The organism is Nocardioides thalensis (genome assembly GCF_013410655.1).
In the GTDB taxonomy this organism is placed as follows: domain Bacteria; phylum Actinomycetota; class Actinomycetes; order Propionibacteriales; family Nocardioidaceae; genus Nocardioides; species Nocardioides thalensis.
Window position 1 is genome coordinate 3,814,591 of the sequence record NZ_JACCFP010000001.1, and the last position, 22,336, is coordinate 3,836,926.

Here is a 22,336-nt window from a genome sequence, read left to right on the forward strand (position 1 = left end):
CCAGGACGATCGAGGAGCCGTCTCCAGGGTGGTCGAGGAGCCGTGTTCAGGGTGGTCGAGTAGCCCGAGCCGCTAGGCGAGGGCGTATCGAGACCCACTTCCCCTCCACAGCCCAGAATCGAGAATCCCCTGTCCACAAGCGGGTTCCCGACGTTCCTCGATGTCGGAACCGAGTGCTTGAATTCTCGTATGGATCTCGGGACGGCACCCCTCTTCGACCTCCCGGCCACACCCGCGGCCGGCACCGTCGACGTGCCGCTGACCGAAGCCCCGCTCTCCCGCGCCGACCAGCTCCTTCGAGACATCAAGGACAACCGCGCCGGCATCAACGAGCGGATGCTCGGCGAGGTCAAGATGATCGCCGAATGGGCCCTCGAACACACCGTCGCCGTTCCTGAGGACGCCTCCACGATCACCGAACGTGGCCTGGACACCGGGCTGCCGCTGGCCGGTGAGGGCGCACCGTTGATCTCCGACTTCGCCGTCCTCGAGCTCGGCGCCATCCTCGCCCGCGGCATCGACTCGGTCCGCAACTACGTCGGGCAGGTCGTAGAGCTCTCCCACCGCCTCCCGAGGGTCTGGGCCCGCGTCCTCGACGGACACGTCCCGGTGTGGAAGGGCCTGCGGATCGCCGACTGCACCCGCGACCTGAACCCCGACGCCGTCACTTATGTGGACCAGCACCTGGCGAGATTCACCGACGGGCCGGTGGTTGAGGTGCGAGGCCGCCCGCGGCCGAGCCTCGAAACCTCCGGCCCCTACTGAGGCCACAGGTCGATGCCCTGGGCCTATCTGCTCGAGTGCGATGACGGCACCTACTACGCCGGCAGCACCGTCGATCTCGACGCACGGATATGGCAGCACAACCACGACGACGACCTCGGCGCGGCCTACACGCGATCGCGACGCCCAGTGGTGTTGGTGTGGAGCGGCTGGTTCGACCGCATCGAGGACGCTTACGCCTTCGAGAAACAGATCCAGGGCTGGAACCGCCGCAAACGACAAGCCCTCATCAACAACGAGTGGCACCAGCTCCCAGCGCTCTCCCGCCGCTCCGCTGTACAACGCCGCGACGCCGAGGCCGACCACCCCGACCCGCCATCCCGCTGAGGCCGGAGGTTTCGAGGCTCGGCCGCGGGCGGCCTCGCACCTCAACCACCGGCAACGCCCGTCACCGCGGAGCAGATCCGCGGATGGTGCGCTGCCGCGGGCACCATCATCGTCCGGCCCGTCCTCGACGTCGCCGGCCACGAACCCACCGGCGCCTACGAGATCGCCGAACGCCAAGCCCGCCAAGTCCTGCTCCGCGACCAGACCTGCGTGTACCCGCACTGCAATCGTCCCGCCGAGGCCTGCGACCTGGACCACGTGATCCCCCACGCCAAGGGCGGCGTGACCTGCCCGTGCAACCTCGCTCCGGTCTGCCGCGGACACCACCGCTTGAAAACACACCGGGCCGGCTGGGCCTACTGGGTCCTCGCCCCCGGCATCTACCACTGGCGCGGCCGCACCGGTGAACAGTGGCGGGTCACCCCCGGCGGCACCTACGCCCTCGACACGCAGCCCTGCGCCGGCCCGACCGGCGGCGAGTCCGCCGACCCGCCCGACGAGTAGCCACCTCGCCCCGCACCCCGCCGATGAGCACCGATCGGCGGGGGCGTTGGCACGTCTCGACACGGATGGAGCCGCGTGGCGCGGGCGCAACGAGCGGAGTCAGCGTCGCGTCGTCGTCGGCGGCGGCTGCTGCTCCGGCAGGCCGTCGATCACGGCGCCGAACTCCTCCGCGGGCACGAAGTCGATCGACGCAACCAGCCGCTCCCACTCCTCGGGGGCGAGGGTGCCCTCGACCAGACCGGTGGCGACGACGTGCACGAAGTGGCCGTCCTCGACAGGGGTGATCGCGCTCCAGTGATGCACGCAGACGTCGCACTGCGCCTTTCCGCTGCCCTCGGACTCCGTGAGCTCCCAAACCTGCGCGGTCCGGCCGTCGACGCCGATGGTGCCTGCACGTTCGCCGCCCTGCGTCGTCTGGCCCTCGACGATCGAGTCGTACTCCTCAGCCTCCCGGACCTCGACGCTGAAGGTGAGCCCGCCCTCCGGGATCAACCGCATCGCAGCGATCGAGACGATCGGCCTGACGCCGGCGCCGTCGACCTCCCACCCGTCGGGCAGGTCGTGCAGGCCCGGGTAGAGACGCCCATCGCCCTCGGTCGGTAGGTCGATCGGCGCCTCGGACTCCTCCGACGAGCCCGAGACACCCGGCGCCGGCGTGGGCTCCGGCTGGTCGCGGTCGAGCCAGAGCGGTGCGGTCGCGATGGCGGCGACGCTGGCCGCGGCGACCGCGACGACGGTGGCCGTACGGCGCCGCGTCGACAGCTGGCGTGGAGCCGGACCCGTCACAGGTTCGAGCGTGGGCGTGGACATGATCGCCTCCAGGAGCTGGGCCTGCCCGCGGTCGAGGGGCAGCTCGGCGACCTCCGCGTCTGTGATCGGCTTCATCGGTGTCCCTCCTCGGGGGTGGCCGTGAGTGGTCGGACACCTGGCTCGTGTCCGCCGGCGCTGGGGTCGTGACCGGCGCCCTCCTCGTCGCGCAGGCGCGCCCGCGCCCGCGACAGGCGCTTGCGGACCGCCACGGCAGAGAGCCCGAGCACCTCGGCGATCTCCCGCGGCTCGAGCCCCTCCCACGTGGCGAGCCGCACCACCTCCCGCTCGCCGACCGGCAACCGATCGATACCGGCTGCGGCGTCAACGCGGGCGACGGTCGCGGCGGAGTGGTCGGGCACCACGCTGAGCAGGTCGGCTCTGAGAACCGCAGCCAGGTCGTCCCGGCGGCGCGCACCACGGCGTTGGTTCGCAAGGCAGCGGCGCGCGACGCCGTAGAGCCAGAGCCGGGTCGCCGGAGGCTCGGGCACGTCACCGAGACGCCGCCACGCGACGAGGAACGTGTCGGCGGCGAGGTCAGCGGCGTCGTCCGCGGAGGCACGGCGCAGCGCGTAGCCGAGGATCGCGTCGAAGTGCTCGTCGTACACCCGGCGGAAGCGCTCGGCCCGCTCAGCCCGGTCAACGTGGTCCATGCCCTCCCCCTGTCCGGGTGACCGCCGATCGTGACGTCACCTGCCGGGATGGGTGACCCGCACGGCGCCGACGCGTTGGATGGGCACCATGCTCCCGTTCATCCACCGCCGCCGCGCTGCCGCCGCGCTCGTCGCGATCGTCCTTCTTGCCGGAGGCGCTGCCGTCGCCCCGGCCGCCGCCGACGACCCCGCTTCGCCCTCCTACGACGTCGCCGCCGACCTCGCCCACATGGCCGAGGCCTACGGACGGATCACCGGTCCCGGCGGGCAGCTGCGCAACCCGGCGTACCTGCCGGCGCTGATCAGCGAGAGCAGCGTGGTCACCACGACCCAGCTGCTCGCGCAGGTGGCCGACCCGCTGCGGCTGTCGCTCACGCCCGCAGTGCTGGTGCCGGGCTGGAACGTCGGCAACCCGCTGCGGGCCGGCTGGGTGGGCAGCCGCGGCCGCGCGCGGGAGGTCACGTTCCTCAACCGGTTCGGGGCGAGGCTGAACGGCACGCTCTACGCGCCGCTGCCGGGCGCCCGCGACCCCTACACGGGTGAGCGGCTCGCGGCGCCGTACCCGGGGGTCGTGATCACGCCGGGCTCGGTCGGCGGCTCCCAGGGCATGTACGAGTGGCTCGCGCAGGACCTCGCCGAGCGCGGGTTCCTGGTCCTGCTCTACGACGTCCAGGGCCAGGGCACGTCGGAGACGCTGCCGCACGTCGGCGGCACCGCGTTCCCGTTCTGCAACCCGTTCGGGCCCGTCCAGGGCGACGAGGAGCTCGGCACCAAGGAGGTGCTCGGCTGCCCCGGCGTGCCGTTCCAGCAGCTGTCGAACTTCACGACCGGCACCGTGGACGCGCTCGACTTCTTCACCGACCGCCGCGCGAACCCGTGGTGGGACCTGTGGGACCGCACCCGCCTCGACCGCCCGACCGCCCCGGGACGGACCCGCAAGATCGCGGTGATCGGCCACTCGATGGGGGCGTTCGCCGCATCGATGGCGCAGGAGTACGACGACCGCGTCGCCACCGTGGTGGCGCTCGACAAGCTCGTCGCGCCCCACGGGTTCGAGCCGTTCGCGCAGGGCACCATCGAGCCACGGGTGCCGGCGCTCGGCGTGCAGTCGGAGTACGGGTTCAGCGTGGTGCCGTGGCAGCTCTCCGGTGGCAACGGCATCGTCCCCGGCCCCAGCCCGGACGGGCCCGACCCGATGCGCGAACGCGCGTCCGGCTTCGAGGAGTGGCGACGCACCGGCACCGACTCCATGGTCGTCGTGCCGAAGGCGAGCACCCACCTGGAGTACACCGACATCCCGCTGGTGCTGCCCGCGAGCCGGTGGGGCCAGGCGCTGACGTCGGCCTACGTCCAGCGGTGGCTCGACCGCTACCTGCGCGACGGCACGCAGCGCGCGCTCCTCGCCGACACGTTCCGCTACCTCGAGCCGGTGGGGCGGGGTCGCTGGGAGCCGGTCGCGCTGCGGCGCGACGGGCTGCTCAGCGACCGCTACTGCTCGGCCTACGCGCTCGGGAAGGGCGCGGCGCGGCGTACCGACCTCGACGTCGTGGACGCCGGCTGCTGATCAGCGCCGACGATCGGTGCGCAGGTAGACGTCGATCCACGGCCCGCGGCCGCGGTCGACCACCGTGCACTCGCCGTCGATGGCGACCCAGCCTCCGCGCGGACCGCCGATGTAGTAGGCGCGTGCGCTGCGCGGGAGCCGCTCGAGCTGGGAGAGGCGCGTCAGCCCCTCGCGGAGGGTGCGCAGGCGGATCGTGCCGTCACCACGCCGGGGCACGATCCGGAGCTCGGTGTCGCCCCGCAGCAGCACGCGGCCGTCCGGGCGGACCCGCCATCCCGAGCGGAGCTCACGGCAGACGTCGGGGTCGAGGACGTCGCCCGGCCGCACCCTGAGGAAGTCCTCCAGATCGCCCACGCGGACACCGCTGACACGCACGTCGTCGGCCTGGTCCGGCTCGGTCGCGTCTTCGTCCGGATCGGTCGCCTGGTCCGGCTCGGTCTCCCCCCGCGCCGGACTCGACGCGGCCGCGACCGGCGCGTCGTCGGTGGCGGCGTCGTCGCTGCCGGTGGCGAACCAGACGCCTCCGCCGACGACCACGAGGGCGGCGGCGATGCCGCCGGCGATCAGGAGCCTGGTGCGGGACGTGGTCGGCTGCTTGCCGGGGCCGGGTGTGGACACGATCTCCTCCAGGAGGTCGGCTCGCTCGGCGTGGAGCCCCTCGAGCCGCTCCCGCGGATACGGGTCGAGACCCTGCAGCGGGTCACGGGGAGCAGATCGGTCGGTCATCGGGGCGCACCGCCGGCGAGCGGGAACAGGACACCCACCACATGTCCGGTTCCCTCGGGCGCGTCACCCCACAGGGCCCGGAACCGCTCGCGCGCCCGGGCGAGCCGCATCCGGGCGGTGCCCGGCGCGATCCCGATGACGCCGGCCGCCTCGGTGGGGGTGAGGCCGTCCCAGCCGACGAGCATCAGCAGCTCGCGGTCGTCGGGCGAGAGGCGCAGGAGCGTACGGCGCACCCGGTCCCACTCGGCGATCTCGATCGCCGGGTCGGGGACGACGTCGCGGCGGAGTGTGTCGCGCAGCCGGCCGCCGAGTCGCTGCCGTCGGCGCGCGGACCGGTGGTAGTTGGACAGCACGTGGCGGGCGATCCCGAACAGCCACGGCCGCCCGTCGCCCGGCGGCGCCTCGTCGTACCTGCGCCACGCGACGAGGAACACCTCGCTGACCACGTCGGCGGCGTCGGCCGGCTGCTCGACCCGGCGCAGCGCATACCCGAGGACGGCGGTGAAGTTGGCGTCGTAGAGCGCGCGGAACCGCTGCACGTCGTCGGGCGCGGGATCGCGCGCCGGGTCGGGCACAGCGGAGCCGGTCATGTCCTTCCATGTCCGGCTCCGCACCGTGCGTCACATCCTCGTCGTCACTCCCCGGCCGCCGGCCTCACGGCCGCCGCGAACTCGTCCTCCGACACCCACGCAGCCGACTCGATGACGGCGAGCAGGGCGTCGGCGTCCATGGTGTCACTGGAGAAGTAGATGCTGGTGCCGTCGCGGTAGATGCCCGACGTGAGCGCGAAGCTCTTCACCTCGCCGCGGACGTACTCGCCCAGCCGGGTGCGGGACCCGAGCACCTCGACCTCGCGGTCGGTGGCCACCGCCCCGGGCTTGTCGTAGGCCCAGGGGTCGTCGGGGTGGGCGGTCACGATCCAGTGCGTGCTGATCTCGGCGCCGCCGGGTCCCGTCCACGTGATGTCGTAGCCGGCGACCCGGTCGGGAGCCCAGCCGTCGGCGGTGATCAGCATCGGCCGCAGCGGGCGCTGGTAGAACTCCTCCTCCGTCCCGGGGTCGCTGTCGGCGGCGTGGACCTGGCAGCCCTGCGGCGCCGGGTCGGTCGCCGGGTCGAAGCCCGGCGGCGTCTCCGCGCCGTCCTCGCAGAGGAGCACGTAGCCGCCGCTGGTGACTCCGGTGCCCTCGTCCTTGCTCCGGGCCGGCTCGCCGACGCCGGTGCCCGGGTCCTCCGCGAAGCCGGGGCCGCGCGGCTCGGGTGCCGGATCGTCGCTGCCGGTGGTGGCTACCCAGGCTCCGCTGGCGAGCACGGCCACGGCGGCGGCCGCTCCGATCGGCGCCAGCCAGTGGATCGCGGCCCGTCGGGCGGGTGAGGTGTCGGTCATGATCTCCTCCAGGAGCTGGTTGCGCGCATGGAGGACGGGCAGCCGGTCGAGCTCCCCGCCGGCGACGGGGTCGCCCGCGGCCAGGGCACTGTCCAGTCGGTCGTCCCGGTCGTTCGTGCCGGTCATCGCTCCTCCTCCGGTGCGTCGCGGTGGGTGGTCGGCGTGTCATGTCCGTCCCCGGGCGGACTGTCACCGAGTGCCTCGGCGAACCTCCGGCGGGCCCGCGTCAGCCGCATCCGGGTGGCGCCGGGCGCGATGCCGAGGACCTGCGCGGCCTCGGGCGCGGAGAGCCCGTCCCACGCGACCAGCGTCAACAGCTCGCGGTCGTCGGCCGACAGCCGGCCGAGCGCCTCCCGCACCCGGTCGCGCTCGACGACACCGTCGGCCGGATCGGGTACGACGTCCTCGGCCAGCACGTCGCGGAGCCGCGCGCCGAGCCGCCCGCGGCGCCGTACCGACCGGTGGTGGTTGGCCAGCACGTTGCGCGCGATCCCGTAGAGCCAGGGCCGTTCCTCACCCGGCGGCGCGTCGTCGAGCCGGCGCCACGCGACAAGGAACGTCTCGCTCACGACGTCGGCAGCGTCGGCACGGGAGTCGACGCGTCGCACCGCGTAGCCGAGGATCCCGCCGAAGTGGGCGAGGTAGAGCCTGCGGTAGTGGTCGGCGCGGGCCGTCGGAGGGTGGTCGGGCCCGGCTTGCTGCTGCCGGGTCGCCGTCTGCGAGGCGGTCATGGGATGCCATGTCCGCCTCCGCGCCGGGTGTCACACCCCAGGGACGCCCCCTGCCGCCGCGAGCGCGGAGGCGAAGGAGGGGACGACCGGCAGCGCGGGCAGCAGCGCCGCCTGGTAGGCGTGGTAGACGTCCGGCTTCCCCGGCCACACCTCGGCGACCGGCCGGTTGCGCTCGTCGAGCTCGTGCCGCCACGACCCGTTCTCCCGGTCGACGAGATGCTCGTCGATCCACCGCCACCACTCGGCGGCCGCGCGGCTCCAGCGCCCGTCGCCGGTGGCGCGGTGCAGCACCTCGGCGGTGGCGACCGCCTCGGCGGCGACCCAGTGCATGCGCGACCGTACGACGGGCCGGCCCTCCCAGTCGGTCGTGTAGACGAAGCCCGGCTGCCCGTCCGCCGCCCAGCCGTCCTCGGCGGCCCGGTCGGCGAGTGCGACCGCCGCGTCGACCAGGCCGCCGGGTGCGGCGGCACCGAGCGTCCGGTCGACGGCGACCAGCAGGCGTGCCCACTCCAGCCCGTGACCGACGGTCGCCCCGTAGGGCTGGAACGGGTCGGCGGGACGGTCGCGGTTGTGCTCGAGCCGCGGCCGCCACCGCTCGTCGAAGTGCTCCGGCACCCGCCAGCCGTTGCCGCGGGCCCAGTCGACGACGCGCGCCGAGATCCGGCCGGCCCGCTCGTGCCAGGTCGCGTCGCCGGTGACGTCGCCGGCGGCGAGGAACGCCTCGACGGCGTGCATGTTGGCGTTGACGCCGCGATAGGGGTCGAGGTCGGACCACACCCGGTCCCAGCGGTCGACGACCATGCCGTCGTCCTCGACCCAGAAGCGCTTCTCCACCGTCGCGATGGCGGCGGCGAGCAGCTCCTCGCCGCCGTCGAGGCGGGCGACGCTCGCCGAGCTCCCGGCCAGCACGACGAACGCGTGGCCGTAGCCGAGCTTGTCGTCGTCGCCGGGCACGGTGGCGCGCCAGCCGCCGTACGTCTCGTCGGCGAGCGGTCCGTCGAGCAAGGCGCGGACGCCGTGCTCCGCCAGCGCCCGAAGCTCACCGGCGTCGGGGCCGCCGGGTGCCGGCCGCTCGCCGGCCAGCAGGCCGAGGCTGAAGACGTGGGTCATCCGGCAGGTGATCCACAGCTCGGTCGGCCGGCCGGGCGCGAGCCGGCCGGTGTCGTCGAGCCAGCCGAAGCCGGCCTCGGTGCGCGCTGCCGCCGCGAACCGCAGCAGCTCCCGCCGCTGCTCCGCGAGGTACGCCGCGCTGCCCGGCTCGGTCAGAGGATCTCCCCCGGTGCGTACGCCGCCGCGGCCGGGTTGGCCGCCACGAGGTCGGCGACGCGGCGGCAAACCTGCTGGGTCTGGGCGACCGCGGCGCCGGTGAACGTGATCGGCTCGGCGACCAGGGTCGCGAGCTGGTCGGAGGTCAGGCCGAGGCGCTCGTCGCCCGCGAGCTTGGCGAAGACGTCGTTGTCGGCCTGGCCCTGGCGCATCGCGAGGGCGGTGCCGACGGCCGCTTCCTTGATGGCCTCGTGCGCGGTCTCGCGGCCGACGCCGTTGCGGACCGCGGCCATCAGCACCTTGGTGGTGGCGAGGAACGGCAGGTAGCGGTCGAGCTCGCGCTGGATCACCGCCGGGAACGCGCCGAACTCGTCGAGCACGGTGAGGAAGGTCTGGAACAGGCCGTCGACGGCGAAGAACGCGTCCGGCAGGGCGACCCGTCGTACGACGGAGCAGGACACGTCGCCCTCGTTCCACTGGTCGCCGGCGAGCTCGCCGACCATCGAGAGGTAGCCGCGCGTCACGACCGCGAGGCCGTTGACCCGCTCGCAGGAGCGGGTGTTCATCTTGTGCGGCATCGCGGACGAGCCGACCTGGCCCTCCTTGAAGCCCTCGGTGACGATCTCGTTGCCGGCCATCAGGCGGATCGTGGTCGCGAGGTTGGACGGCGCCGCGGTGAGCTGGACGAGGGCGGAGAGCACGTCGAAGTCGAGGCTGCGCGGGTACACCTGGCCGACCGAGGTGAGCACGCGCTCGAAGCCGAGGTGCGCGGCGACGCGCTGCTCGAGATCGGCGAGCTTGGCGTCGTCACCGCCGAGCAGGTCGAGCATGTCCTGGGCCGTGCCCATCGGGCCCTTGATGCCGCGCAGCGGGTAGCGCGCGAGCAGGTCGTCGATGCGCTCGACGGCGATGAGCAGCTCGTCGGCGGCGGTCGCGAAGCGCTTGCCGAGCGTGGTCGCCTGGGCGGCGACGTTGTGGGAGCGGCCGGCCATGACGAGCGTCTCGTACTCCCCCGCGCGGTTGGCGAGCCGCGCGAGCGTGGCGATGGCGCGGTCGCGCATCAGGGCCAGCGACTGGCGCACCTGGAGCTGCTCGACGTTCTCGGTGAGGTCGCGCGAGGTCATGCCCTTGTGGATGTGCTCGTGCCCGGCGAGCGCGGAGAACTCCTCGATCCGCGCCTTCACGTCGTGACGGGTGACCCGCTCCCGGGCGGCGATCGAGTCGAGGTCGACCTTCTCGACGACCGACTCGTAGGCCTCGACGACGCCGTCGGGCACGTCGATGCCGAGGTCCCGTTGGGCCTTGAGGACCGCGATCCACAGCTGCCGCTCGAGGACGATCTTGTGCTCGGGCGACCAGATCTCTGCGAGGTCGGCTGCGGCGTAGCGGGTGGCGAGGACGTTGGGCACGGTCACGGTGAGTGATTGTCCCACGGGGTACGCCGTCCGCCGTACTCGTCAGCGGGCGACGGACGACCGGTCGCCGTGGTCGTCGATCAGCAGCTGCCACCACGCGACGTCGATCCACCGGTCGAGCTTGCGCCCGACCTCGCGCATGACCCCGAGCCGCTCGAACCCGTACGCTCGGTGCAGCCCCTCGCTCGCGTCGTTGGGGAGGGCGATCGCCGCGAGCAGCGTGCGCGCGCCCGACGCCGTCACCCGCGCCACGAGCTCGCCGTACAGCGTCCGCCCGAGGCCGCGGCCGGCCGCGCTCGGGTCGAGGTAGATCGTCGACTCGCGGGTGTGGGTGTAGGCGCCCCGTTCGCGGTAGGGACCGGAGTAGGCGAAACCGACGACGCGCTCGCCGTCGACGGCGACGAGGAAGTGGTCGCCGGGGTGGGTCGACGCCAGCTTCGCCGACCACCGGGTCCGGGGCGGCACCTCGGTGTCGAACGTCGCGTAACCCTCGCGAACCTCGCGGGCGTAGATCGCGGCGACGGCGTCGAGGTCGGCCTCGGTGGCGGGCCGGACGTCAGGAGTCACGACGGGCGATTCTCGCACCTCCCTGCCGGGTCCGCTCCACGAGCCGAGCAGCCGCCGAAATGAGTATCCGTACTCCGGTGCTGGCCGGCGCCGCGCGGGCATAGTCGCCGCATGAGCCTGCTGCGCCACCACCTCTTCCTCGCGGCGACGTCGTGCTTCCTCGGCGTCCTCGTGCTGTTCTCGGTGCTCTGCTTCCACTTCCCCGACCTGCTCACGAGCCGCGAACTCCGGGCCGTCTACACCGAGGAGTTCGCGCGGACGCTCCTCCTGGTCGGGCTCGCGGCCGCCTTCGTCACCGGCACCGTCGCGGTCCTGCGCGACCAGCACAAGCGGCTGGCGTTCACGGGGGTCGGCGCGGCGACGGCAGCCGTCCTCCTCGGCGGCACCGAGGTGCCGTTCGACGGCCCGATCCGCGACACCCCGTTCTCCCTCGGGCTGGACTGGTTCGTGCTCGCGCTCTTCTTCTCGGCGCTCGTCTTCATCCCGCTCGAGCACCACTTCGCGCGCCGACCGGTCGTCGTGTTCCGGCCGGGCTGGCGCACCGACGCGGCGTACTTCTTCATGAGCCACGTCCTGGTGCAGCTCATCCTGATCATCGTCACCGCCACGACCAGCCTCGTCGTCGCGTCGGCGAAGGTGCCCGGCGTCCAGGAGTGGGTGGGCGGCCTGCCGTTCGTCGCCCAGTTCCTGCTGGCGGTGTTCGTCGCGGACGCGGCGCAGGCCGGCCTGCACCGGGGCTACCACCGGATCATGGTGCTGTGGCGCTTCCACGCCGTCCACCACTCGAGCCCCGAGCTCGACTGGCTGGCGGGCTCCCGGGTGCACTTCATGGAGACCGTCCTGACCCGCAGCGTCGTCCTGCTGCCGCTCCTGCTGCTCGGCTTCTCGCCGAACGCCGTCAACGCCTATGCCGTGCTCGTCGGCATCCAGGCGGTGGTCGCGCACGCCAACATCGGCATCAGGTTCGGCTGGCTGGAGTACCTGGTCGTGCTGCCGCGCTACCACCACTGGCACCACGCCCGTCACCGGGACTACTGGGACCGCAACTACGCGATCCACCTGCCCCTCGTCGACATGCTGATGGGCTCGTTCAAGCTGCCGCGCGACGGCAGCTGGCCCGAGGAGTACGGCGTGTTCAAGCGCGAGACCGTGCCCGAGGGGATCCTCGCCCAGCACGTGGCGCCGTTCCTCGGGGACCGGACGTACGACGAGTACGTCCACTGAGCCCCGGCGGCCGGTCGGTCACTCGGTGAGGGACGCGCCCTCCACCACGCCGAGCGGCTCGGCGGCGATGTCGGTGCGGTGCTGGGCGCCGTCGAAGTAGACGAGCCCGAGCGCGGAGTAGGCCCGGGCACGGGCATCGGCGACGTCGCCGCCGGTGGCCCGTACGGCGAGCACGCGCCCGCCGGCGGTGACCAGGCCGGCGTCGGTCTCGGCGGTGCCCGCGTGGATCACGTCGACGTCGACGAGCGCGTCGGCGTCCTCCGCGCCCGCGATCACGTCGCCCCTGGTCGACGACTCCGGGTAGCCGGCCGACGCCAGCACCACCGTGACGGACGCGCCGTCGCGGAACCGCGGGGCGGGCACGTCGGCGAGACGACCCCGGGCCGCGGCGTGGAGCAGCTCACCGAGCGGCGCGTCGAGCAGCGCGAGCACCGGCTGGATGTCCGGGTCGCCGAACCGGCAGTTGAACTCGATGACCTTCGGGCCCGCCTCGGTGAGCGCGAGGCCGACGTACAGGCAGCCGACAAAGGGGGCGTCCCGCTTCGTCATCTCGTCGAGGGTCGGCTGCACCACGGTGCGCATCACGACGTCGGCGAGGTCGGGCTGCGCCCACGGGAGCGGCGAGTAGGAGCCCATGCCGCCCGTGTTGGGGCCACGGCCGCCGTCGTGGATGCGCTTGAAGTCCTGGGCGGGCTGGAGCGGGTAAGCGGTGGTGCCGTCGCACACCGCGAACAGCGAGACCTCGGGCCCGGCGAGGAACTCCTCGATGACCACCCGGCCGCACGCCTCGGCGTGGGCGAGGGCCTCGGCCCGGTCGCGCGTCACCACGACGCCCTTGCCGGCGGCGAGCGCGTCGTCCTTCACGACGTACGGCGCCCCGAGCTCGTCGAGCGCGGCGGCGTACTCCTCGGGCGTGGAGCAGGTGCGCGACCCGGCGGTCGGCACACCGGCCGCGGCCATGACCTCCTTCGAGAACGCCTTGGACCCCTCGAGCTGCGCCGCGGCCGCGGACGGCCCGAAGACGGCGATCCCACGTTCGCGCACGGCGTCGGCGACGCCGGCCACCAGCGGCGCCTCCGGCCCGACCACGACGAGGTCGGCGCCGAGCGACGCGGCGAGGTCGGCGACCGCCGCGGGATTCATCGCGTCGACCTCGTGGCAGGTCGCGACGCCGGCGATGCCGGGGTTGCCGGGCGCCGCGTGGAGCGCCCCCACCGCGGGGTCCTGGGCGAGGGCCAGCGCGAGCGCGTGCTCGCGACCGCCCGAGCCGATGACGAGGCAGGTGAGGGAGTCGGTCACGGGTGTCGATCCTAGGCGGGGCGCGAGCGGTGCTGTAACTGCGTCCGGCGGGGCGCCCTGCGCTATCGCCATGCTTCGACGTCGGGTCGGCTGGGTAGAGTCCCGCCTGCGATGCCGCTCGGGCTCGCACCGCACGGAGGGTGAGAGATGCGCGTTCCACAGCCGGGTGACCAGTTCGGCCGCTACCGGATCGATCGGGTGATCGGCGAGGGCGGCATGGGGGTCGTCTTCGCGGCGACCGACACCCGCCTCCAGCGCACGGTGGCGATCAAGGTGATCACCGGCCCGCTCGCCGGCAACGCCGACTTCCTCCGCCGCTTCCACGGCGAGGCCGCGGTGCTCGCGCAGCTCGACTCGCCGTACGTCATCTCGATCATCGACCACGACGAGATCGACGGCCTCCCCTACATCGTCACGCAGTACGTCGACGGCACCGATCTCGGCAGCCTGCTCAAGCAGGGGCCGCTCACCGCCAAGCTCGCGCTGATGGTCTGCGCCCAGATCGCTCGCGGCCTCGGCGACGCGCACCGGCGCGGCGTCATCCACCGCGACGTCAAGCCGGGCAACGTGCTGCTCCGCGAGCCGGGCACGCCCGAGATGCACGCCTACGTCTGCGACTTCGGCATCGCCCAGACCGACAGCTCCGACGGGCGTACGGCGACCGGCATGGTGGCCGGCACCTGGGCCTACCTCGCGCCGGAGCGGACGCAGGGCTCCCCCGCGTCGCCCGCCAGCGACATCTACGCGCTGGGCTGCGTGCTCTGGGCATGCCTCGCCGGCGCGCCGCCGTACTCCGGCAGCGACGTGGAGATGGCGATCGCGCACGCACAGGCGCCGGTGCCCCAGCTCGCCGGCGAGGGCCCGTTCGTCGCGGAGCTCAACGGCGTGCTCGGCCGACTGCTCGCGAAGGACCCGGCCGATCGCTACCCCGACGCGCCCAGCGCGCGGGCCGACCTCGAGCGGCTCGTGGTGACCGCGCCCGACTCCACGCTCGCGGTGCCGACCGCGGCGCCGAGCGCGGCCACCGTGGTGCGCACACCGAGCAACCCGCTGCCCCCGCCCCCGCAGCCGAGCACCACGCACGCGCGGGAGGTGCCGCCTCCTCCGCCGGCCGCGGAGCCGTCACGCCGCAAGAAGTGGCCGATCGCGGTCGCGGCCGTCGCCGTGCTCGCGGTGGTCGGCGGTGGCGCAGCCGCGGGCATGATGCTCGCGAACGACTCCGACGACCCGGCCGACGAGCCCCAGGCGGAGCCGATCGCCGGCGACTTCGACGGCGACGGCCTCGGCGACGTCGTGCTCCACCAGGACCAGTTCGACGCCCTTGCGCCGTTGTCGGTGTGGACGGTGCCCTCCAACAAGGACTCGTTCGGGCTGCCGGTCAACGAACCGGCGGAGGAGGGCTTCGTCGACAGCGGCGACGTCGACGGCGACGGAGCGCTCGACATCGTCTTCACCGACGGGATCAGCGCCGACGGGCAGCTCCAGATCGCCGTGATCACCGACGGCGTGCACAAGAAGTACACCGTGCTGGCCGACGAGGAGGCTGAGATCGGCGGCGCATTCAACGCGATCGCCGACCTGACCGGCGACGGCCTCGACGACATCGCGCTCGTCGGCTCGCCGTACGGCGACAAGGACAGCATCTGGGTCGCGGAGTCCACCGGCGACGGGTTCAAGGAGCCCACGAAGTGGTGGGACTCCGACCTGTCCGGCGGCTCGGTCTGGGCGGCCGACGTCGACGGCGACGGAGCCGACGAGATCGCCTACTGGGCCGACAACCAGCACGACCCGGAGTCCGAGGAGCCGGACCCCATGCCGGGCGGGCGGCTCACGATCCTCGCAGTCGAGGACGGCCAGCTCGTCAAGCGCGCGCAGCGGGTGCTCTACAAGTCGGCCGCCAACCCGTTCATCGCGCCCTGGGTCGTCGGCGACGTCGACGGCGACGGCGCCGACGAGTTCGCGGGCATCGCGCTGACCTGTCGCAGCATCGGCGTCTTCGAGGTCGAGGGCGACAAGTTCACCAAGCCGGTGAAGTGGATGACCCAGAAGCTGTCGGTGCAGAAGGCACGCAAGTGCCTGCACAACTACCCGATCCGGCAGCAGCTGCTGTCCGACGTCGACGGTGACGGCGACAGCGACCTGGTGGAGATCTGGGAGCCGGAGCTCGAGGGGACGACCTTCCCCCTCAAGGTGCGCCTCTCCGACGGTGAGTCGTTCGGCGACTCCGAGGACTGGGGCGAGCTGAACTGCGGGGACAGCTGCGACGACATCTTCAACGTCGTCAACTGAGGCACTGCTCGGACGGCCCCGCCGCGGCCGCCCGAACCGGCCGGACCGGGGTCAGCGCAGCGGGTGCAGCACGACCGCCTGCTCGCGCTCGGGGCCGACGCCGACCACCGACATCCGCGCGCCGGACATCTCCTCGAGGGCCTGCACGTAGGACTGCGCGTTCTTCGGCAGGTCCTCCAGGGTGCGGGCGCCGGAGATGTCCTCGCTCCAGCCGGGGAAGAACTCGTAGACCGGCTTCGCGTGGTGGAAGTCGGTCTGGTTGACCGGCATGTCGTCGAGGCGCACGCCGTCGACGTCGTAGGCCACGCACACCGGGATCTGCTCGATGCCGGTGAGCACGTCGAGCTTGGTCAGCACGAAGTCGGTCACGCCGTTGATCCGCGCGGCGTAGCGGGCGATGACGGCGTCGTACCAGCCGCAGCGGCGCGGGCGGCCGGTCGTCGTACCGAACTCGGCGCCGGCGTTGCGGAGGAACTCGCCGTCCGCGTCGAGCAGCTCGGTCGGGAACGGGCCCTCGCCGACCCGGGTCGTGTAGGCCTTCACGATCGCGATCACCTGGTCGATGCGCGTCGGCGGGATGCCGGAGCCGGTGCAGGCGCCGCCGGCCGTCGCGGACGAGGAGGTCACGAACGGGTAGGTGCCGTGGTCGACGTCGAGCAGGGTGGCCTGGCCGGCCTCGAGCAGCAGGGTCTCGTCGCGGTCGAGGGCCTGGCCGAGGAGCAGGCCGGTGTCGCAGACGTACGGCGCCAGCCGCTCGGCGTTGGAGAGGAGCTCCTCGACCGTCTGCTGCACCGAGGGGGCGCGGCGGTTGTAGACCTTGGTGAGCACCTGGCTCTTGAGGTCGAGGGCGCCCTCGACCTTCTGCTCGAGGATCTTCTCGTCGAAGAGGTCCTGGACGCGGATGCCGATGCGGTTCATCTTGTCCGCATACGTCGGCCCGATGCCGCGACCGGTGGTGCCGATGCGGCGGCTGCCGAGGAACCGCTCCGCGACCTTGTCGAGGGTGCGGTTGTAGTCGGGGATGACGTGCGCGCTGGCGCTGACCTTCAGCCGGCCGGTGTCGACGCCGCGGGCCTCGAGGCCGTCGATCTCCTGGAACAGCACGTCGATGTCGACGACGACGCCATTGCCGATCACCGGCGTGACGCCGGGGGTCAGGATGCCGCTGGGCAGCAGGTGGAGGGCGAACTTCTCCTTGCCGATGACCACGGTGTGGCCGGCGTTGTTGCCGCCGTTGAACTTCACCACGTAGTCGACGCGGTCACCGAGGTGGTCGGTGGCCTTGCCCTTGCCCTCGTCGCCCCACTGGGCTCCGACGATCACGATTGCCGGCATTCGCGTGCTCCTTCGCTGGGACGGAGTCCCTCCGCCCCGCCTGATCGGGACGGCTGCTCAACGCGCCACTCGGTGGAAGCAAGGAACCCCGGACAGTCGCTGCAAGGGGCCGGGGCTCTTGCGGCAGCACGTTACCAAACCGAGACCGTTCCGATGGATTCGTCGCCGCCTCACGCGTGAGGACGAGCCGACTCGCGGAGGCGGCGGGCGACCTCAGCGACCACCGCGCGGGCGAGCGACTCCGCGGTGTCGTCGGCGCGCTCGGGGATGACGGCGTGCACGTCGCCGCTCGCCAGCAGGTCGAGAGCGCCGACCTGCTGGGCGGCCGCCATCTCGGGGGCGTGGTCCACCGTCCCGTGCACGATGACCGACGCGCCCTCGGGCGGGAGTGGCGAGAGCCAGCCGCGCTCGGCGGCGAGGACGGTGCGGGCGGGCAGCAGCGCGAGCGCTCCTCCCCCGCAGCCCTGGCCGAGGATCACCGAGACGGTCGGCACCGTCATCGTGACCAGGCCCGCGATGCAGCGTGCGATCTCGCCGGCCATCGCCCCCTCCTCGGCGGCCTGCGAGAGCTCGGCGCCGGGGGTGTCGATGACGGTGACGAGCGGCAGCCCGAGCTCCTGTGCGAGCTCCATCGCGCGCCGCGCCTCGCGCAGGGCGCCCGGCCCCATCGGGGTGGCGGCAGTCTGCCGCGACCGGTCCTGCCCGACCACCACGCACGGCTGGCCGTCGAGCCGGGTCAGCGCGATCAGGACCGAGTCGTCGCGCTCGCCCTCGTCGGTGCCGCGCAGGCGCACGGTGCCGGCGGCGCCGTGCCGGAGCAGGTCGCGTACGCCGGCGCGGCCCTCGGCGCGGGTGGCCTCGATGTCCTCCCAGACCGGGTGGTCGAGCCGAGTGCCGGGCTCGACCGGCGGCCGCGGCTCGAGGGTCGGTTCCGCAGGGGCGTCCACGAGCACCGCGAGCGCCCGGTCGACGAGCTCGGGCAGCTCCTCCGCGGGCACGACGGCGTCGATCACGCCCTTGGCGGCGAGGTTCTCGGCGACCTGCACGCCCGCGGGGAACGGCTCGCCGTTGAGCGCCTCGAACACCTTCGGCCCGAGGAAGCCGACGAGAGCCCCGGGCTCCGCGACGGTCACGTGGCCGAGCGAGCCCCACGAGGCGTAGACGCCGCCGGTGGTCGGGTGTCGCAGGTGCACCAGGTAGGGCAGGCCCGCGGCGCGCAGCTCCATCAGCGCCCGCGAGATCTCGACCATGTGCACGAAGGCCCGGGTGCCCTCCTGCATCCGGGTGCCCCCGGACGACGTACTCGCAAGGACGGGCAGGCCCTCCGCGGTGGCTCGCCGTACGGCGGCCGCGATCCGCTCCGCCGCGGCGATCCCGATCGAGCCCGCGAGGAAGCGGAACTCGTTGACGACGAAGGCCACCGGCCGGCCGCGCACCGTGCCGCGACCGGTGAGCACGGACTCGTCGGTGCCGGCCTTCTGGGCCGCCGCCCGCAGCTCGGCCTGGTAGTCCGCGGGGTGGCCCGAGATGTCGACGGGCCGGTCCCACGACTCGTAGGACCCGTCGTCGAGCACCAGGTCGATCAGCTCGCGCGCGGTCCAGCGCCGCTCGTTCCCCAGGGTCCCCATGGGGGTGCAGCCTAGGCTCTCCGCATGGTCGTTCCCCGCCGGCTTCTCGTGATCACCAACGCCGATGCCGGTACGGCGGACGAGGCCGCACGTGACGAGGCGCTCGACGTGCTGCGGGCCGGCGCCGACGTCACGGTCGCCGCGACCAGCTCGCCCGATGAGCTCGACGACGTGCTCACGAACCTCGAGGACCGCACCGTGGTCGTGGTCGGCGGTGACGGCAGCCTGCACGCGGTGGTCGCCGCGCTGCACCGGCAGCGCACCCTCACCACCACCGTGCTCGGCCTGGTGCCGCTCGGCACGGGCAACGACTTCGCTCGCGCGCTGGACATCCCGCTCGAGCCCGCCGCGGCCGCGCGGGTGGTCCTGACCGGCCCGGACCGCCCGCTCGACCTCATCGTCGACGAGCACGACGACATCACCGTCAACAGCGTGCACGCCGGCGCCGGTGCCGCGGCCGGCGAACGTGGCGCGCGCTGGAAGGAGCGCCTCGGGGCGATCGGCGTGGGCCGGGTCAACCTCGGCAAGCTCGGCTACCCGATCGGTGCGCTGCAAACTGCACTCAATCCTCGCGGGCTGAGGGTGCGGGTGGAGGTCGACGGCACGGTGGTCTCCGACGTCGACACCGAGATCCTGATGGTCGTGGTCGGCAACGGCACGTCTGTCGGAGGCGGCGCCGAGCTCACGCCGGAGGCGCGCACCGGCGACGGCCTCCTCGACGTCGTCGTGGCGAAGCCGGCCGGGGTGGCCGACCGGCTGGCGCTGGCGCTGCGCGTGCCGTTCGGCACCCACCAGGACCATCGCACGGTCGAGGCCCTGCGGGGCCGGTCGGTGACGGTGACCGGCGGGCCGTTCCGCTGCAACAGCGACGGCGAGATCGGCGGCCCGGTGCGCTCCCGCACCTGGGAGGTGCGCCCGGCGGCGTACCGCATGATCGTGCCTGCCGGACAGGAATCGGAGTCCGGCCACCCTGCGCACTAGGGTTTCCGCCGTGGCACGAGGACAGCGACAGGCAGGCAGCGACCAGGAGGTCACCGACTGGGTGACCCGGACCGCGGACCAGGCGCTGAAGCACGCCGAGAAGGCGAACGGCGGCACGCTCCCCGAGCTCCTCACCTGCGCCTCGGGCATCAGCCCCTCGGGCCCGATCCACCTCGGCAACCTCCGCGAGTTCCTGACCGTGCACTTCGTGGCGGAGGAGATCCGCCGCCGCGGCGTCAACGTCCGCCACCTGCACAGCTGGGACGACTACGACCGGTTCCGCAAGGTCCCGGCCGGCGTCGACGAGGCCTACAACGAGCACATCGGCCGGCCGCTGAGCGCCGTACCGGACCCGACCGGCCAGTTCGAGAACTGGGCCGAGCTCTACAAGGCGCCGCTGCGCGCCGCGCTCGCCGAGATGGGCTGCGAGATGGTCCAGATCGACCAGACGCAGATGTACAAGTCGGGCGCCTACCGCGAGCAGATCCTCACCGCCATCCGCAAGCGCGACGAGATCGAGGCGGTCATGTCGCGCTACCGCACCAAGAAGTCCGATCAGTCAGGGCAGCCAGCGCCGGCCGACGACGAGGACGAGGGGTCCGCGAACGGCTCGCTCGCGCGGTTCCCCTACAAGCCCTACTGCCGCGGCTGCGGCCGCGACACCGTCACGCTCACGTCGTACGACGACGAGACCACCGACCTCGCCTACACCTGCGACGTGTGCGGCGACTCCTACGTCACCAACGTGGCCACCCAGGACGAGGGCAAGCTCGTCTGGAAGGTCGACTGGCCGATGCGGTGGACCTACGAGAGCGTCCACTTCGAGCCGGCGGGCGTCGACCACGCGAGCCCCGGGTCGTCCTTCGACGTCGGCCAGCAGATCATCGGTCCGGTCTTCGGCGGTGTCGGCCCCCACTACTTCGGCTACTCGTTCGTCGGGGTCGCCGGGATGCCCAAGATGTCGTCCTCCCGCGGCGGCGTGCCCACGCCGTCCGAGGCGCTGCGGATCCTCGAGGCGCCGATCCTGCGCTGGCTCTACGTCCGGCGGCAGCCGCGCCAGTCCTTCAACGTGGACTTCGGCGCCGAGGTGCTGCGGCTCTACGACGAGTGGGACGCACTGACCAGGAAGGCCGCCGACCCCGCCAAGCGCGACGCCGCGGTGCTCGCCTGGGAGCGGGCCTCGTCCACGACGTCGGCCGGCACGCTGCCGACCCCGGCGGTGGTCGCGCCGTTCCGGATGCTCTCGTCGGTCGCCGACGTGACCGCCGGCTCGGCCGACCTGGTGTCACAGACGGTCGCGAAGGTCGGCATCGCGCACGACTCGGTCGCTGACCTCGAGCCGCGGCTGTCGCGAGCGATGACGTGGGTCGGCGAGTACGTCGCCGCCGAGGAGCGCACCACCGTGCGCGCCGAGCCCGACACGGAGCGGCTCTCCGCGCTCGACGAGAGCGAGGAGCTCTGGCTGCGGCTGCTCGTCGACCGGCTCCCCTCGACCTTCGACGACGCCGACGAGCTGACCGGCCTGATCTACGGGGTCCCCAAGCTGGGCCGCGGGCTCGCGATCGACGACGCGCCGACCGACGAGGTCAAGGCCGACCAGAAGGCGTTCTTCAAGCTGCTCTACAACCTGCTCGTCAGCGCCGATCGCGGACCGCGGCTGCCCACGCTGTTCGCGGCGCTCGGCCCGGAGCGGATCCGGTCGCTGGTCACGCCGGCGGGCTGACGCCGGACCCGACCTCGGCCCTGCTCAGATCTGGCCGAGGATCCGCGCACGCGCGGCGTCGTACTCCTCGCGCGTGAGCAGGTCGCGCTGCATCAGGTTGTCGAGCTCGGCGAGCCGCTCCTCGACCGGGCGGTTGTCGGCCGACGGCGCGACGCCCGCCGCCATCGGCACCATCCCGGGGCGGGCGGCGTCCCAGTCGAACTCCCACTCGCGCGTCTCGGGATCGACCATCACGGGCAGCTGACCGGCGGACAGCAGCGGCATCCGGATGAACGACACCACGCACTTCTTCTCGTCCTCGAACGGGGAGATGTCGGCGCCGTGGATGCGGACCTTGAGCCCGATCAGCGGCTCGTCGTTGATGCGGACGCCGGTCTGCTGGAGCTCGAGGATGTCGGCGACGCCCCGGCGCCCGGTGTGCCGCAGCCGGTAGGTGCGGGCCTGGGAGCGGGTGCGCGCGGCGGCGATGCCGACGCCGAGAGCGATGTCGAGCAGGGTGATGCCGAGACCCATCCACAGCATCCACTCGATCTCGTCGAGCCCGCTGCTGAAGAAGTAGATCGCGAGGAAGATCGGGCCGACGATGCCGCAGACGAGCACAAACGGCAGGGTGGTCGCGAGGTTGCGCGCGAAGGACGGCGGTGCGTCGCGTCGCTGCGCGGGAGTGCTCACGGGCGGATCGTAGATCCCGCCGGCGGATCCCGTTGATTAGTTGCGGACGTCAGACCAGGAGGACGACGAGCGCACCCGCGACGAGCAGCAGGAGCACGGCCGCGCCGACGAGCAGCGGCGCCCGCCCCGGCGGCAGCCCGGCGTACTCCGGCAGCCGCTCCCCCTCGGGCGTCACCAGCCGCGCCCGGTCGACGCGCCCGACCAGGGCATAGACGGTGGGCCGGTCCAGCTCGCGGATCCGGCGGTAGATCGTCTCGGCGCCGGGCTCCTCCGAGCGGGTCACCAGCGCCGCGCGCTCGAGCCGGCGCAGGTGCTTGCGCACCGAGGCCTCGACAATGCCGGCCTCCGCCGAGAGCTGGAGCGCGGTCTTCGGCTCACCGAGCGCGAGGTAGACCCACCAGGTCCGCGGGCCGAGCTTCGGGACGCTCCCGTCCTCGGACCCGATGAGGTTCACGGGG

At 72.9% G+C, this 22,336-nt stretch carries 22 protein-coding genes; 8 read left to right on the top strand and 14 right to left on the bottom strand.

Annotation, left to right across the window (positions count from 1 at the left end; all coding sequences use genetic code 11):
* The first annotated feature begins 189 nt into the window (after positions 1-189).
* From HNR19_RS18580 to HNR19_RS18590, 3 genes are all read left to right on the top strand, one after another.
* Entirely contained in the window at positions 190-765 is a 576-nt protein-coding gene (locus HNR19_RS18580) for a hypothetical protein (protein WP_179669294.1), read from the top strand.
* 12 nt (positions 766-777) lie between these two features.
* Positions 778-1,110: a GIY-YIG nuclease family protein gene (locus tag HNR19_RS18585; RefSeq protein ID WP_179669295.1), complete on the top strand. Its 333-nt coding sequence runs from the start codon at positions 778-780 to the stop codon at positions 1,108-1,110.
* Between the two features lie 210 nt (positions 1,111-1,320).
* Positions 1,321-1,614, top strand: coding sequence for an HNH endonuclease signature motif containing protein (locus HNR19_RS18590; protein ID WP_179669296.1), 294 nt, complete (start codon positions 1,321-1,323; stop codon positions 1,612-1,614).
* A gap of 99 nt (positions 1,615-1,713) precedes the next feature.
* Here the strand turns inward: HNR19_RS18590 and HNR19_RS18595 are convergent, their stop codons facing one another.
* Both HNR19_RS18595 and HNR19_RS18600 read right to left on the bottom strand, forming a co-directional pair.
* Complete coding sequence (locus tag HNR19_RS18595) at positions 1,714-2,499, bottom strand: hypothetical protein (protein ID WP_179669297.1); 786 nt, start codon at positions 2,497-2,499, stop codon at positions 1,714-1,716.
* Entirely contained in the window at positions 2,496-3,074 is a 579-nt protein-coding gene (locus tag HNR19_RS18600; protein ID WP_179669298.1) for an RNA polymerase sigma factor, read from the bottom strand. Before HNR19_RS18600 ends, HNR19_RS18595 begins: the two co-directional genes overlap by 4 nt.
* Before the next feature lie 88 nt (positions 3,075-3,162).
* Between HNR19_RS18600 and HNR19_RS18605 the strand changes: the two genes are divergently transcribed.
* Complete coding sequence (locus HNR19_RS18605) at positions 3,163-4,638, top strand: alpha/beta hydrolase family protein (RefSeq protein ID WP_179669299.1); 1,476 nt, start codon at positions 3,163-3,165, stop codon at positions 4,636-4,638.
* On the opposite strand, the gene HNR19_RS18610 is transcribed toward HNR19_RS18605, so the two are convergent.
* The 7 genes from HNR19_RS18610 to HNR19_RS18640 are packed head-to-tail and all read right to left on the bottom strand — an operon-like array spanning position 4,639 to position 10,727.
* Entirely contained in the window at positions 4,639-5,364 is a 726-nt protein-coding gene (locus HNR19_RS18610; RefSeq protein WP_179669300.1) for a hypothetical protein, read from the bottom strand. It abuts the gene before it with no gap.
* The gene (locus tag HNR19_RS18615; RefSeq protein WP_179669301.1) at positions 5,361-5,954 is read right to left on the bottom strand and encodes an RNA polymerase sigma factor; all 594 of its coding nucleotides are present in this window, start codon (positions 5,952-5,954) and stop codon (positions 5,361-5,363) included. The genes HNR19_RS18610 and HNR19_RS18615 overlap by 4 nt, the downstream gene beginning before the upstream one ends.
* A gap of 44 nt (positions 5,955-5,998) precedes the next feature.
* Positions 5,999-6,874 (bottom strand): hypothetical protein, encoded by an 876-nt coding sequence (locus tag HNR19_RS18620; protein ID WP_179669302.1) that lies wholly within the window; start codon positions 6,872-6,874, stop codon positions 5,999-6,001.
* Entirely contained in the window at positions 6,871-7,479 is a 609-nt protein-coding gene (locus HNR19_RS18625) for an RNA polymerase sigma factor (protein WP_179669303.1), read from the bottom strand. Before HNR19_RS18625 ends, HNR19_RS18620 begins: the two co-directional genes overlap by 4 nt.
* Positions 7,480-7,509: 30 nt before the next feature.
* Positions 7,510-8,814 (bottom strand): AGE family epimerase/isomerase, encoded by a 1,305-nt coding sequence (locus tag HNR19_RS18630; protein WP_246303545.1) that lies wholly within the window; start codon positions 8,812-8,814, stop codon positions 7,510-7,512.
* A complete protein-coding gene (gene purB, locus HNR19_RS18635; protein ID WP_179669304.1) occupies positions 8,742-10,160 on the bottom strand; it encodes an adenylosuccinate lyase in 1,419 nt (472 codons plus the stop codon). Before purB ends, HNR19_RS18630 begins: the two co-directional genes overlap by 73 nt.
* A 42-nt stretch (positions 10,161-10,202) precedes the next feature.
* Entirely contained in the window at positions 10,203-10,727 is a 525-nt protein-coding gene (locus HNR19_RS18640) for a GNAT family N-acetyltransferase (protein WP_218910314.1), read from the bottom strand.
* Positions 10,728-10,838: 111 nt separating this feature from the next.
* On the opposite strand from HNR19_RS18640, the gene HNR19_RS18645 reads away from it, so the two are divergent.
* On the top strand, positions 10,839-11,951 hold the full coding sequence (locus HNR19_RS18645; RefSeq protein WP_179669305.1) for a sterol desaturase family protein: 1,113 nt from the start codon (positions 10,839-10,841) through the stop codon (positions 11,949-11,951).
* A gap of 18 nt (positions 11,952-11,969) precedes the next feature.
* Here the strand turns inward: HNR19_RS18645 and purD are convergent, their stop codons facing one another.
* On the bottom strand, positions 11,970-13,250 hold the full coding sequence (gene purD / locus HNR19_RS18650; RefSeq protein WP_343047271.1) for a phosphoribosylamine--glycine ligase: 1,281 nt from the start codon (positions 13,248-13,250) through the stop codon (positions 11,970-11,972).
* A gap of 147 nt (positions 13,251-13,397) precedes the next feature.
* On the opposite strand from purD, the gene HNR19_RS18655 reads away from it, so the two are divergent.
* A complete protein-coding gene (locus HNR19_RS18655) occupies positions 13,398-15,539 on the top strand; it encodes a protein kinase domain-containing protein (protein ID WP_179669307.1) in 2,142 nt (713 codons plus the stop codon).
* 51 nt (positions 15,540-15,590) lie between these two features.
* Here HNR19_RS18655 and HNR19_RS18660 read toward each other — a convergent pair whose 3' ends face one another.
* Positions 15,591-16,874 (bottom strand): adenylosuccinate synthase, encoded by a 1,284-nt coding sequence (locus HNR19_RS18660; RefSeq protein WP_179669308.1) that lies wholly within the window; start codon positions 16,872-16,874, stop codon positions 15,591-15,593.
* A gap of 170 nt (positions 16,875-17,044) precedes the next feature.
* The gene (locus tag HNR19_RS18665) at positions 17,045-18,502 is read right to left on the bottom strand and encodes a carboxyl transferase domain-containing protein (protein WP_179669309.1); all 1,458 of its coding nucleotides are present in this window, start codon (positions 18,500-18,502) and stop codon (positions 17,045-17,047) included.
* 24 nt (positions 18,503-18,526) lie between these two features.
* Between HNR19_RS18665 and HNR19_RS18670 the strand changes: the two genes are divergently transcribed.
* Complete coding sequence (locus tag HNR19_RS18670) at positions 18,527-19,483, top strand: diacylglycerol/lipid kinase family protein (protein ID WP_179669310.1); 957 nt, start codon at positions 18,527-18,529, stop codon at positions 19,481-19,483.
* A gap of 10 nt (positions 19,484-19,493) precedes the next feature.
* Positions 19,494-21,206 carry a lysine--tRNA ligase gene (lysS, locus tag HNR19_RS18675; protein ID WP_179669311.1) on the top strand — a complete coding sequence of 571 codons (1,713 nt, stop codon included), beginning with the start codon at positions 19,494-19,496 and terminating at the stop codon, positions 21,204-21,206.
* Between the two features lie 24 nt (positions 21,207-21,230).
* Here lysS and HNR19_RS18680 read toward each other — a convergent pair whose 3' ends face one another.
* Both HNR19_RS18680 and HNR19_RS18685 read right to left on the bottom strand, forming a co-directional pair.
* Complete coding sequence (locus HNR19_RS18680; RefSeq protein WP_179669312.1) at positions 21,231-21,878, bottom strand: SHOCT domain-containing protein; 648 nt, start codon at positions 21,876-21,878, stop codon at positions 21,231-21,233.
* A gap of 49 nt (positions 21,879-21,927) precedes the next feature.
* A complete protein-coding gene (locus HNR19_RS18685; RefSeq protein ID WP_179669313.1) occupies positions 21,928-22,332 on the bottom strand; it encodes an ArsR/SmtB family transcription factor in 405 nt (134 codons plus the stop codon).
* Positions 22,333-22,336 lie beyond the last annotated feature (4 nt).